10 protein-coding genes and 2 tRNA genes are annotated in these 12,783 nt (G+C 38.1%); 9 read left to right on the forward strand and 3 right to left on the reverse strand.

The genetic code is table 11. The annotated features are described in order from the left end of the window. Positions 1-490: 490 nt before the first annotated feature. The 3 genes from Xind_RS08625 to Xind_RS08635 form a co-directional block, all read right to left on the reverse strand. A tRNA-Asn gene (locus Xind_RS08625) sits at positions 491-566 on the reverse strand. A gap of 232 nt (positions 567-798) precedes the next feature. Further along, positions 799-874: transfer RNA gene (locus Xind_RS08630), tRNA-Asn, on the reverse strand. Between the two features lie 117 nt (positions 875-991). Then, a complete protein-coding gene (locus Xind_RS08635; protein WP_047686472.1) occupies positions 992-1,513 on the reverse strand; it encodes a YlaC family protein in 522 nt (173 codons plus the stop codon). Between the two features lie 479 nt (positions 1,514-1,992). Here Xind_RS08635 and cspE point away from each other — a divergent pair, with 479 nt between their 5' ends. From cspE to cheW, 9 genes are all read left to right on the forward strand, one after another. Beyond that, on the forward strand, positions 1,993-2,199 hold the full coding sequence (cspE, locus tag Xind_RS08640) for a transcription antiterminator/RNA stability regulator CspE (protein ID WP_038265922.1): 207 nt from the start codon (positions 1,993-1,995) through the stop codon (positions 2,197-2,199). 829 nt (positions 2,200-3,028) lie between these two features. Continuing rightward, on the forward strand, positions 3,029-3,727 hold the full coding sequence (locus tag Xind_RS08645; protein WP_047686468.1) for an MgtC family protein: 699 nt from the start codon (positions 3,029-3,031) through the stop codon (positions 3,725-3,727). 789 nt (positions 3,728-4,516) lie between these two features. Next, complete coding sequence (locus tag Xind_RS20130; RefSeq protein WP_156115351.1) at positions 4,517-4,702, forward strand: hypothetical protein; 186 nt, start codon at positions 4,517-4,519, stop codon at positions 4,700-4,702. Positions 4,703-7,038: 2,336 nt separating this feature from the next. Then, complete coding sequence (gene flhD / locus Xind_RS08650; RefSeq protein WP_047681063.1) at positions 7,039-7,389, forward strand: flagellar transcriptional regulator FlhD; 351 nt, start codon at positions 7,039-7,041, stop codon at positions 7,387-7,389. A gap of 2 nt (positions 7,390-7,391) precedes the next feature. After that, complete coding sequence (flhC, locus tag Xind_RS08655) at positions 7,392-7,973, forward strand: flagellar transcriptional regulator FlhC (protein ID WP_047681066.1); 582 nt, start codon at positions 7,392-7,394, stop codon at positions 7,971-7,973. Between the two features lie 136 nt (positions 7,974-8,109). Continuing rightward, positions 8,110-8,991: a flagellar motor stator protein MotA gene (gene motA / locus Xind_RS08660; protein ID WP_047681069.1), complete on the forward strand. Its 882-nt coding sequence runs from the start codon at positions 8,110-8,112 to the stop codon at positions 8,989-8,991. Between the two features lie 2 nt (positions 8,992-8,993). Beyond that, positions 8,994-9,995 (forward strand): flagellar motor protein MotB, encoded by a 1,002-nt coding sequence (gene motB, locus Xind_RS08665; protein ID WP_047681072.1) that lies wholly within the window; start codon positions 8,994-8,996, stop codon positions 9,993-9,995. A 66-nt stretch (positions 9,996-10,061) separates the two neighbouring features. Continuing rightward, positions 10,062-12,227, forward strand: coding sequence for a chemotaxis protein CheA (cheA, locus tag Xind_RS08670; RefSeq protein WP_420856067.1), 2,166 nt, complete (start codon positions 10,062-10,064; stop codon positions 12,225-12,227). A gap of 33 nt (positions 12,228-12,260) precedes the next feature. Then, complete coding sequence (cheW, locus tag Xind_RS08675; protein ID WP_047681078.1) at positions 12,261-12,758, forward strand: chemotaxis protein CheW; 498 nt, start codon at positions 12,261-12,263, stop codon at positions 12,756-12,758. Positions 12,759-12,783: the final 25 nt, after the last annotated feature.

Consider the following 12,783-nt stretch of genomic DNA (forward strand, 5'->3'; position numbering starts at 1 on the left):
CTGGACTCGAACCAGTGACATACGGATTAACAGTCCGCCGTTCTACCGACTGAACTATGGAGGAATTGTTGTGTTCCTGAGAACGAGGCGAATAATAGGTGAATGGATAAGGGTTGTAAAGCAGAAATAATGAAAAATAAGTTCAAGCGGTTGATAGTTATTCAATGTGATGATGTTTTATCATTTTTTGTGACGAAATATCACCAATGCTATAATTTTTATACCTTATATATAATATTAAGATTTCGTTGTATTTTCTGAAATAAGATCACGGAGAAAATTACAGGTAGAACTAATTACATAGAACTAACAGGAAAGATTGTAGCGGAAAACATCGTCAATTTTTTATCTGTACAATAGGGGTATAAGTAATGATTGGATAGTTGGGATAAATGTGATTGGGTCAGGTAGATGTGGTTATTAGCATTATTACCAGTAATAAAAGGTAAAAAGCCCGACTAGCAGAGCTAACATCGGGCTTTTTAGAATTTGGCTCCTCCAACTGGACTCGAACCAGTGACATACGGATTAACAGTCCGCCGTTCTACCGACTGAACTATGGAGGAATTGTTGTGTTCCTGAGAACGAGGCGAATAATAGGGGAATACAGAGGAGTTGTAAAGAGAAAAAATAGAAAATAAATTCAATTGGTTAAGTAGTGTTCAGAGTGGCTATGTGGTGATAGAAAACGTATCTTGGCAAGATAGAAAATTGTTCGTTAGAGTCAGAAATAACCCATAAAGGGGATAGATAGCAAAAAACCCGACTAGCAGAGCTAACATCGGGCTTTTTAGAATTTGGCTCCTCCAACTGGACTCGAACCAGTGACATACGGATTAACAGTCCGCCGTTCTACCGACTGAACTATGGAGGAATTGCTGCGTTCCTGAGAACGAGGCGAATATTAACGATGAACTCAGAGAGTGTCAACGCAAAAATTCTATTTTTCTATTGGTTGCTCATCATATGAGCGCATTGTGCTATGAATATGCTACTTTGCTGAAATTACATATTTTTGTTCAACCTTAGGAGGTTGAAAATAAGGTGATTGTTCTGAACACGCAATCATAAATACATCATAAAAACAAATTCCGTCTTTTCGCCTGATGATTCGTTTGATTTCATTCTTTATTTCGTTAGATACATTTGGATGAGCAAGTATTGTGTTGACAGCCTCCTGAGATACTTTTTCATCAACGAACCACTCACCGTTGTAGCAGACGCGTAAATCTAGTACATCAATGTCTTCAAAATGATAAACCGGTTTGATATCAAACAGCAGAACGGCAGCCATGGTGAAAAAAAGTATGGTAAATAGAATAAGTGACCAAACACCAAAATAGGGGGTATACCACATCAGTACAGCGAGGAAAGCATAAGCAACGATCATTGCCAAAAACAGGTATGGATGTTGGTGAATAAAAATGCTATTAAAGTGCACCTTACCATCTCGATGCTCTGCGAGATTGATCCGCTCAAGATCCTGAATCAATGTCTGTTTGATGATATCCATAATACTAGCCCAATTATTGTAGAAATCTGTTATCGAATTAAAAGTGTTAACCTTTTTAAGGTTACCATGCCCAGTGCATCCACCTGTATAGCAATTACTTTTTTTTATTTGCAAAACTGTTATTGTCTGGAAAGAACATGAGAATTTTTTCTTAAGATAAAAGTTGAATAAATCAAATAAAATCATAATTTCATCTATTTGTTCGGTTATTCTGTTCTAATATTGAGCGTATAAATTTTTTTTAGATCGATAATACATAAAAAGGTTGCTATTCCTGTGCGGTCGTGCGTTAATGCGTCTGGCCTGATAAACAGACCTACTTTATGTACGACATCTTGAGTTAATGCGTTATGTGTAAAAGTGCTATCCTAAGTAGCCTTTGTAGACCGTTTCCTTCTTAGTGCCTCCATAAGTAATAGCTGATACTGGCCAACACATGCCCGAGGTGGCGAGTTTTTTTTGATATATAGGAAAGTCACATGAAAATGACAGGTCAAGTGAAGTGGTTCAACGAGTCCAAAGGTTTTGGTTTCATTACTCCAACCGATGGTAGCAAAGACGTATTCGTTCACTTCTCTGCCATTCAAGGTAACGGTTTCAAAACTCTGGCTGAAGGCCAGAACGTAGAGTTCACCATTGAAGATGGTGCCAAAGGCCCAGCAGCAGCAAACGTAACTGCTATCTAATTTAGCCTTCATGCCTTATTAAGCTCGTCATGCTAAAATGCCTTGGCGGGCTTTTTGTTTATAGGATGATTTTTAATAAAAAAATAACATTTATATATTATAAACTACGGTAATTTTTTTATTGAACAGGTGATAAAGATAGCATTTTTTTTAGTTCATTTATTAATTAAGGTCTTTACTTATCAATTTTACCTGTTTATACTCCCGGCCAAATTCTATCGGAGTGCTGATAATTGAACAGTCAAAGTTTTAGGTTTAATAAAAAATAATCCGGTAAGCTGTTCATTTACATTCAATTACTGCTTACCTGAAATGGTGTGCAGTACTGCTTCAATCCCACGAGTTGTACTCTCCCGAAAAATCACGCAATGCTGTAGAGCTGCTATTTTAAATCTTTAAATCTTTAAATATAGTATCAACAGGTATGTCGGGGTATCTATAATGCAATTTTATACTCATTCCTTGTTCCCTCCGGGGACATATCAATAACCAGATCGAATTTCTGTATTCGATCCTGTTCCTATTGTACAAAATAAAGAGATTATTTCTTTAGGCCACCCGTTGAACCTTAGCTCAATTCAAAAACATGAATAGCGATTAGAGATAGTACCTGCAAAGCGTAAGATCATTTTAATTGCAGGCTTGAGATTATCTGAAACCTTGAAGCCAATAAGTACTCAGCTATAAAAAGCTTGAATTAAGCTGGATCCTATACCTAATAGATTTTGGGTTGCAGCGTAGAGGCTGTAAATGAGCTAAGCCAATGAATAAATAACCTGGCAGGGAAAAGGAATATATTTATCCATTTTAATATTATTGGGAGAGTGTCATGTTTTTAACATCTATTGCTATCCATTTACTATCCGCTATGTGTTTCGGGGCATTAATTGGTGCAGAACGTCAGTGGCGTCAACGCATGGCAGGATTGAGAACCAATGCTTTAGTTGCCACTGGTGCTGCGGTTTTTATTCTCTGTTCAATATCAACTTCGACTGATAGCCCCGGACGTATTGCTGCGCAGATTGTATCCGGTATTGGTTTTCTTGGTGCTGGCGTGATCATGAGAGAAGGAATGAATATTCGTGGTTTAAATACAGCGGCAACTTTATGGTGCTCGGCAGGTATTGGGGTTTTGTGTGGGTTAGGGCAATATTGGTCAGCGAGTATTGCAACTGCAATAATTCTATCCGCAAATATTTTGTTGAGAGAAGCGGCTCAGAGAATTAATGCCCAGCCTCAACAACTAGCCTTAGATTTAGAGCAGTGTTATAAAATCCAAATTATCTGTGATATTGGTGATGAAATATTAATCAGAACGCTGATCCTGCAAGCAATTAATGGATTAAACATTCGGCTACAATCATTAAGTAGTACTGATACCCTCCAACCAAATAGACTTGAGGTGTGTGCAGAAATATTGGCAACACCTGCGAAGCAAAAAGAGATCGAATCGATTGTTTGCCGAGTGAGTTTAGAAAAAAGCGTTAGCTCAGTTAACTGGAAAATTGCTGCTGAGTTACCCGCTTAGAATAATTTTATATAAGTAATTTAATTATTTTATAAGAAGCTTATGTGGACGATCCTCCTTCATTTCTTAGTATGAATAAGGTGTTGCCTATGAAATAACGTCATTATATTAATAATATAGAATGGTATTGATTATAAATACTTTCATTAATGATAATGAACATTATTCTCAGTTAGGCAACCCCAAAAACTTTATAAATTCTTCTCTATTAGCAAAGAAGAGGTAACTATTAAGATGGAAAATTGAGTATCGCGTGTATGATTGAGAGCGCCGTCACAAAAACTAATTAATCATTTCAGAAAAGAATTTATCATAGTTCAACACTTCAACACTTCAACACTTCAACACTTCAACACTTCAACACTTCAACATCGGGATAAAAGCTTTTATCAAAGTGGGATAATAAACTAAAGGATCAGGTAATTATCAGATATGGAAGTCAAAGAAAGTAGAGATTCGTTTTCTTCACAGCTACAGAAAAATTGATGAGTTACCTTTTAGCTGTGTTAGTTGGAAGTTATCAATTTTTGTGTAGAAACCACAGAAAAACTACCAATTGATTCTCAAAGGTATAGCAAAAAGGATGTGATCTGTTTGCTGCCATGTGTAGAAAAAAGGAGTAGCTATTCCTTTCACTGAAGAAAGTCGTAACAATATCATGTAATTGATTAGCTGTTATAACGAACAAGGTTTCAGGGTGTTAATCTTAGCAATACGTGAATTAAATCTTGATGACGTGAAATATTTACTTTCTGTTACTAACTAAAAAGAGTGAGTATTTCGGTTACGGTGTTTGCCGAAGATAATTCTGTCATTACCGTTAAAATTTTTCATGATATGGAGTTAGATATTGAGAATATTCTTAGTTGCCTTGATATTGAATGTATGAGTGATGAAAACCTTTCAAAAGAAGTGGAATTAAGATCTCTTAATTCTTCGGAAAAAATCATGCATTTTAAAGACACTACAAAATAATAAGCATGCAATAGATCTTTCTGATGATGGAATAAATGATATACCGATATTGCAGTATGTCGGAGTATTTGTGTGGAGATTGGGATGGATATCGCAAAGGAATTTGCAGGTATCATTTTGCTTGATAAAAATCAGATGGTATTAGGAGAAGGCGTAAAAAGAGAAGGAAAACGTTTGGTAATATTATGTGGTATTTAAATATGACGGTCAGATCGAATTTGGGAATGTATTTTCTGTATTGGTAGCCAGTTCATTTATTCTATTTTTACCTATGTTAACCATTTATTAACTTGTACAAAACCTAATGTACGATATTTCACATTAAGTCTTTGTCATGGGATAAAATGGATAAAAGTTTCTTGAGAAAACCTCTCAAATAGGATGTGAAAAATATTGGGTATTTTATGCTCTGACACTTTCTATTTTCTATATTACAACATATTTTATATGGTATTTATCTGAACTAATAGTGTATAACATTAAGCCGTATTTCAATCTGGAGAGTAGTGTAACAGGTGTTATCATGAAAATCAGGTGTACATATGTTGCGCAAAAAACTGATTGTATAAAGTACCGTCGTTTTACCTGTATTATTGATGGCATTAATAACAATGGCATTAGGTAGTTACATATCATGATCATCATTTACTACTTTCATAAGGGTTAAAACTGTTACCTTGGGAATATTTTCCTTGATTAATTGAGGAAACTTATAAGCTACTGTATTGTCATTCATGTGATAAAATGATTTTATATTCATAGTATTGGTGAATGATTGTGAGTAATTCCCATTAATTAATGTCTTCTTCTATCTTGATTAAGAAAATAGCCATCACAATTTTCGTATCAATAACTCTGTCTATTGATGATTTTTGGCAGATATTTTGAATAGGTATTGATGTTATTCTTTAACTACGAACCTGCTATCATAATAATTATAAACTTAACGGAGTAATAGAATTATCTTTGTATGCTATTTTTTTTATTTGAATTGTATTATTACATTACTTGTTATTATTTATATTTCAAATTAAGAAAAATAAGACACTATCTGTTTTTATTCCAACTATTGTTTTTTCTCATTCTACTTAAACTGTAAATTACTTTTTAAATTTAGTTTTGTTTTATATAATAATTTATTGGGTAATTTACCTTTTGGAATTATTTTGTTTCTGGATTTATCCTATTTAAGGAAATTAATATTAGGGAAATAGGTTATTTTGTACTTTATATGTTAGTTTATAAACTGGTCAGATGAGTGTCATAAACATCGATTATTCTTAACATTTGTGAGGGCGTGGAGGATGTGTGTTATAATTTTTTCTTATGTTTTTGGCTTGTGGAGTGCTCCGTGGCTGTAAACAACTGACAATGAGGTTTTCGTTAAAATAATGTCAAAAGCTATCCTTCTGTGGGCTATTTTTGATAAGTAAAATTTATAAATTGTGATGATTTGGTAAAGTGGTACTGGCATTGTTATGTGGTGGGATTTGTTGGGGGATTGGAGACTCGTTGATTGCTATTGCTCTGGGGTAAAGATGCAGATGTTTTTTTATTTCAACATCATACTGTATTTTATCTTATTTTTGTGATCTGTGCGATACTTGTACTCTAAGTGATGTCGATGTCGCCTCGGTCATTGTGTGAAAATAGTACAATCGTAAATTAAAAATGATCAGAGTGGTATCTTTTTAATAACTAGTATTCACATATGATTAATAAATTTGGCATAACTATGATCTAAATCAACTAATAGTGGAAGATGAGTGCTTACCCACATTATCAGGAAACAATTTTTAATAATATTTTGATAATTTAGCTAAAGAAAGGATTTTTTATCGTTATTTTAAATTTATAAGTTTAATAGATCGTATAAAACAAAAAATGGTCTCTAATATTTTTATTTAAATAATTTAACTTATTAATTATAGACTATTTTTTGTTTTCTTTTGCTTGAATAGTTAATGAGCTAGAATCATAATAAAAAAAGGTAGTTTTGTGATGTATGTCACATAGTATTTAAAATGACATATATTCTCCGTTGTATAAATTGATGATTCAGGAGTAAAGTTAATTAGTATTAAGAATATTCTTAATCAATTGTGGCAAGTTCATTATCCAGATGACGCAATAATACTTTTACAATCCATTACCGAAATATTTTAGAAATTGGGCGATCCCAAGAGTAATACAAAGGACAGTTACTGCTCTGGCTAAAGATGTATATTTCAGTTATGTCGGAGATTATTGAATCTCATGCTACTGGTAATTTTGTCGTGAGTGATTCTTTGATCACTTAATTGATTTTTTCATGTAATCGGACGGGATATATAGAAATGAGTACGGTTGAATTGCTCAAACATATTTATGACATAAATTTATCGTATTTGCTTTTAGCACAACGGCTAATTAACCATGAGAAAGCGTCTGCGATGTTCCGTTTAGGTATTAGTGAATCTATGGCTGATACGTTGGCCGAGCTGACATTGCCTCAGTTAGTAAAATTAGCTGAAACAAACCAACTGATTTGCCATTTTCGGTTTGAAGATCACGAAACTGTACAGCAGTTGACGAAGGAATCACGGGTAGATGATTTGCAACAAATCCATACAGGGATCTTGCTATCTACCCATCTTTTTCAACAGTTATCCACTCAGGATGACGCTTCAATCAAGAAAAGAGCATAAAGATGGTTGAGAAAAGTATTGTCCAGGAAGCTAAAGATATTCAGTTGGCAATGGAGCTCATCACTTTAGGCGCACGGCTGCAGATGCTTGAGAGTGAAACGCAATTAAGCCGGGGAAGGTTGATCAAACTGTATAAAGAATTGCGGGGAAGCCCTCCGCCTAAAGGGATGCTCCCCTTTTCGACGGATTGGTTTATGACTTGGGAACAGAATATTCATTCTTCCATGTTCTACAATGCTTACCGTTTCCTGTTGAAAAGTGGACATTGTGCTGGTGTTGAAGCTGTAGTAAAGGCTTATAGATTATATCTTGAGCAATGCCCTCCGGCGAGTGAAGATGGGCCAGTTTTGGCTCTAACCAGAGCCTGGACTCTCATTCGTTTTGTCGACAGTGGGATGTTGCAGCCAACCGAGTGTCGCTGTTGTGGTGGAACTTTTATCACACATGCTCACCAACCGGTAAATAGCTTTGTTTGTAGTCTTTGCCAGCCGCCTTCAAGAGCAGTAAAAAAACGTAAACTTTCCACGCAACCTGCCGATACTAATTCACAACTGCTGGATGGATTTGCTCAGCAAGCTATGTGAATTTAAATGGGAAAGTGAAAACTAGGTTACAGGTTTTGGTTACTCTGGCCTGTAATCTACAGCCATCCTCTTCCTCATTGACTAATTTGCCCTGTTCAAATCCCATCTGCTCACCAACTTAGCTAAAGGATATCGCGTGTTAGTACTTTTAGGATATATCATGGTTTTTGGTGCGGTAATTGGTGGCTATCTGCTTGTCGGTGGTCACATGGGCGCACTTTATCAGCCAGCGGAATTTTTGATTATTACAGGTGCGGGCATTGGTGCTTTTATCGTGGGCAACAATGGCAAGGCGATAAAGGCTACATTGCGTGTTTTACCAAAAGTATTGCGTAGATCAAAATACAATAAAGCGATGTACATGGATCTGATGGCTTTACAGTTTCGTCTGCTATCCAAATCCCGCCAGCATGGGCTTTTGGCTCTGGAGCGTGATATTGAGAATCCGCAACAGAGTGATATCTTCACACAGTATCCCCGCTTACTAAAAGATCCTTATCTGATGAACTTCATCACGGATTATATGCGCTTGATCATTAGCGGTAATATGAATCCACATGAAATCGAAGCCCTCATGGATGAAGAAATCGAGACTTATGAGCAGGAAAGTGAAGTTCCTGCAACCAGTCTGACAATGGTGGGAGATTCATTGCCAGCATTTGGGATTGTTGCGGCTGTAATGGGGGTAGTTCATGCGTTAGGTTCGGCAGATCGGCCAGCAGGAGAACTCGGAGTATTGATTGCTCACGCAATGGTAGGAACATTTCTGGGAATTTTACTGGCTTACGGTTTTGTTTCGCCTTTAGCGACTTTGTTGCGTCAGCGCAGTAGTGAGCAGGTAAAAATGATGCAATGTATTAAAGTTACTCTGCTTTCCAGCATGAATGGTTATGCCCCACAAATTGCGGTTGAATTTGGTCGTAAAACATTATTTCTCACAGATCGTCCTTCATTTACAGAACTTGAAGAGCATGTTCGTAGGGTTAAGGCTCCTGTACAACAAGAAGCTGAAGACTAATTATGAGAGCGAATAATGTTTCTGTTATCAGAATAAAAAAGCGCAAAAAACATGGTCATAGTCATAGTGGCGGCTCATGGAAAATTGCGTATGCCGACTTCATGACTGCAATGATGGCTTTCTTTCTGGTTATGTGGCTAGTATCTATCGCCAGCCCACAAGAATTGACTAGCATTGCAGAGTATTTTCGTACCCCTTTGCAGGTTGCAATCAATAAGGGGAAACAGAGTAGTGATAGTACAAACCCGATCCCTGGGGGAGGGGATGATGTTTTCCAGCAGGATGGCGAAGTTTTCCGTCAGAACAAGCAAGTTGAGGCTAGTGAGGAGACCCGTCGTTTGGATCGGTTGCGTCAACAACTGGATCAACTGATTATCACTGATCCTCGTCTCAAAGAACTGCGTCCGCACTTATTGATTGACATGATGGATGAAGGTTTACGCATTCAAATCATCGACAGGGAAAATCGTCCAATGTTCATGATTGGTAGTGCGAAAGTTGAAAACTATATGAGCGATATTTTGCGGGCAATTGCTCCAATTCTGAATAGCATTCCAAATAAGATCAGCCTGTCTGGGCACACTGATAATTTGCAATATATCAATGGACAACGTGGTTACAGTAACTGGGAACTCTCTTCAGATCGTGCAAATGCATCAAGACGAGAGTTGCTAATTGGTGGCTTGGATGAATCCAAAGTCCTGCGGGTTGTTGGCATGGCATCCACCGTCAGTATGCAGAAAGATATTGCTCCCGATGCTCCTGTTAATCGCCGTATCAGCATTATTGTTTTGAATAAGGAAGCAGAAAAACGGATTGAGCAGGAAAACAGTGGCGGTAACGCCATGACTGCTAGCAGTAGTATGGACATGCAAGACGTCATCAGAATGGATTCGAATGAGGGAACGCCTTCTCAGCAACCCACCAGACAATCCAATGAAATCACAACGCCCGGACAGCCAAAAGTAGAATCGGCAAGTGATACTAATAAGGTGACAGAGTAAGTAACGATGGATATTACCGCGTTTTATCAGACTTTTTTTGATGAAGCAGATGAACTATTGGCGGATATGGAGCAACATTTATTGCTGCTTAATGCCGATGAACCTGATCATGAACAGCTAAATGCCATCTTTCGCAGCGCCCACTCCATTAAGGGGGGCGCTGCGACATTTGGTTTTACCAAGCTACAACAAACTACACATGTATTGGAGAATCTGCTGGATAGTGCCAGACGTGACGAAATACGCCTGACAACTGACATTATCAACCTGTTTTTAGAAGCGAAAGATATTATGCAGCAACAATTGGATGCCTATAAAAGTTCTCAGGAGCCAGATGAAGATACATTCAATTATATCTGCGAGACATTGCGTCAGCTTGCATTAGAGTTACAGGAAGATCAGCAGCGGGAAAAACGGCAAAATATGGAAGTTCTTACTGCAATATCTGAAGCTGAACCTGTAATGGAAGAGACTATCCAACATGCGACAGAAAGTCAGGAAGAGAAGGAAGTACAAGCAGTAACAACAGATCAACCTGGGCAATCTGAAGAAAAAAGCGCTCCGGCTGTGGCAATAGATCAAGGCAGGATCCGTGTTCATCTGTCTGGGTTGAAAGAACGTGAAGTTGCTTTGATGAAAGATGAACTCGGACATCTTGGAGAGGTTTATGACGTTGAACAAACCACAGATAGTCTTGAAGCTTCACTAATTACATCTGCAACAGAAGATGATATTACTGCGGTATTGTGTTTTGTGGTTGAACCTGAGCAGATAACTTTTTTGTCTGTATCGGATCTCCAACCGACAGAATCAAAGACTGAAGAAAGTACGACATCATCCGATACTACAACACCAAATACTGACATAAATAATGTGGCATCTGACAATATAGATATACCACAGTCTGTTAATGCGAATAATGTAAATAGTACAAATAACGCAAAGAAAAAAGCAGATGTACATGAAGTTGGCCGTCCGGCACCGCGTCCGGTAGCAGGATCACCGCGTCAACGTGTGGAATCTTCCAGTATTCGTGTGGCTGTTGAGAAAGTGGATCAACTCATCAATCTGGTAGGTGAGCTGGTGATCACTCAATCTATGCTGGCGCAGCATTGTGATGCATTAGAGCCGACAAAACACAGTGAATTGTTGAGTTGTATGGCTCAATTGCAGCGCAATTCTCGTGATTTACAAGAGTCTGTCATGTCGATCCGCATGATGCCGATGGAATATGTTTTCAGCCGTTATCCGCGTTTAGTGCGGGATTTGGCAGGAAAATTGAATAAAAAAGTAGAACTGACATTGATCGGCAGCTCAACAGAGTTGGATAAGAGTTTGATTGAGCGAATTATCGATCCGCTCACGCACTTGGTTCGCAATAGTCTTGACCACGGTATCGAAATCCCGGAAAAACGTCTTGCAGCAGGTAAACCGGAAACGGGTAATTTAACTCTTGCTGCGGAGCATCAGGGCGGCAATATCTGTATTGAAGTGATTGATGATGGTGCAGGGCTGAATCGAGAGAAGATCTTAGCCAAAGCTCAGTCTCAGGGGCTGATGGTGAGTGAAAACATGAGTAATGAAGAAGTGGCTATGTTGATTTTTGCTCCCGGATTTTCTACCGCAGAAGTGGTCACAGATGTTTCCGGCCGTGGAGTGGGGATGGATGTGGTTAAACGTAACATTCAGGATATGGGAGGACAGATCCAGATCAACTTCCAGGAAGGGAAGGGGACAGTCATTCGTATTTTGTTGCCGCTGACATTGGCAATATTGGATGGTATGTCTGTCAAAGTTAACGATGAAGTCTTCATTTTACCGCTGAGTGCTGTTGTCAGTTCTTTGCAGCCACAAGAAGCAGATATTTATCCATTGGCGGGAGATGAAAAACTGTTGCAGGTACGTGGTGAATATCTGCCATTACTTGAACTGTACCGGATATTTGACATTCCAAATACAGAAACAGCTCCAACGAAAGGTATTGCCGTGATCGTACAAAGTGCGGGGCGTCGTTACGCACTGTTGGTAGATAAACTGGTAGGGCAGCATCAGGTTGTTGTTAAAAATATTGAAAGCAACTACCGCAAAGTACCGGGCATTTCGGCTGCCACTATTATGGGGGATGGCAGTGTTGCCTTAATTATTGATATTCCTGCTTTGCAGAAACTGAATCATGAGCAGTTGGCCGTGCGTAAGGCTGAACTTGCGAACAAAAATAATCATTTAAGTTAAGCCCAATTTTAAGTCACAGTAAAAGGTAACATCATGCCAGCCATAGATGAATTTAGTAAATTATCGGGGGAAACAGCCGGAAAGGAATATCTGGTTTTCACCTTAGGTGACGAAGAGTATGGAATTGAAATCCTGAAGGTACAAGAAATACGTGGTTATGATCAGGTTACCCGGATTGCCAACACTCCAGCTTTTATAAAAGGTATAACTAACCTGCGTGGAGTGATTGTTCCCATTATTGACCTGCGGATCAAATTTTCACAAGAAGATGTTACTTACAACGATAACACCGTGGTCATCATTTTGAATCTGCTTAATCGCATCGTGGGGATTGTGGTTGATGGTGTATCTGATGTGTTGTCTCTGAAAGAAGAGCAAATTTGTCCTGCGCCAGAATTCGCTGTCACTTTGTCAACTGAATATCTGACCGGGCTTGGCTCCATTGAAGAGCGTATGCTGATCCTAGTAGACATTGAAAAATTGCTCAACAGTGAGGAAATGGCATTGGTAGATTCTGTCGCCAGAGATTGATATTCCAGGGCTGCCATAATTCTCG

Origin of the sequence: Xenorhabdus indica (genome assembly GCF_014467235.1) — a bacterium.
GTDB classification, from domain to species: domain Bacteria; phylum Pseudomonadota; class Gammaproteobacteria; order Enterobacterales; family Enterobacteriaceae; genus Xenorhabdus; species Xenorhabdus indica.

Excerpts from the sequence above, each read along its gene's own strand:
- Xind_RS08635 (WP_047686472.1), bottom strand. The coding sequence starts at position 1,513 with ATGGATATCATCAAACAGACATTGATTCAGGATCTTGAGCGGATCAAT.
- cspE (WP_038265922.1), top strand. The coding sequence starts at position 1,993 with ATGAAAATGACAGGTCAAGTGAAGTGGTTCAACGAGTCCAAAGGTTTT.
- Xind_RS08645 (WP_047686468.1), top strand. The coding sequence starts at position 3,029 with ATGTTTTTAACATCTATTGCTATCCATTTACTATCCGCTATGTGTTTC.
- flhD (WP_047681063.1), top strand. The coding sequence starts at position 7,039 with ATGAGTACGGTTGAATTGCTCAAACATATTTATGACATAAATTTATCG.
- flhC (WP_047681066.1), top strand. The coding sequence starts at position 7,392 with ATGGTTGAGAAAAGTATTGTCCAGGAAGCTAAAGATATTCAGTTGGCA.
- motB (WP_047681072.1), top strand. The coding sequence starts at position 8,994 with ATGAGAGCGAATAATGTTTCTGTTATCAGAATAAAAAAGCGCAAAAAA.
- cheA (WP_420856067.1), top strand. The coding sequence starts at position 10,062 with ATGGAGCAACATTTATTGCTGCTTAATGCCGATGAACCTGATCATGAA.
- cheW (WP_047681078.1), top strand. The coding sequence starts at position 12,261 with ATGCCAGCCATAGATGAATTTAGTAAATTATCGGGGGAAACAGCCGGA.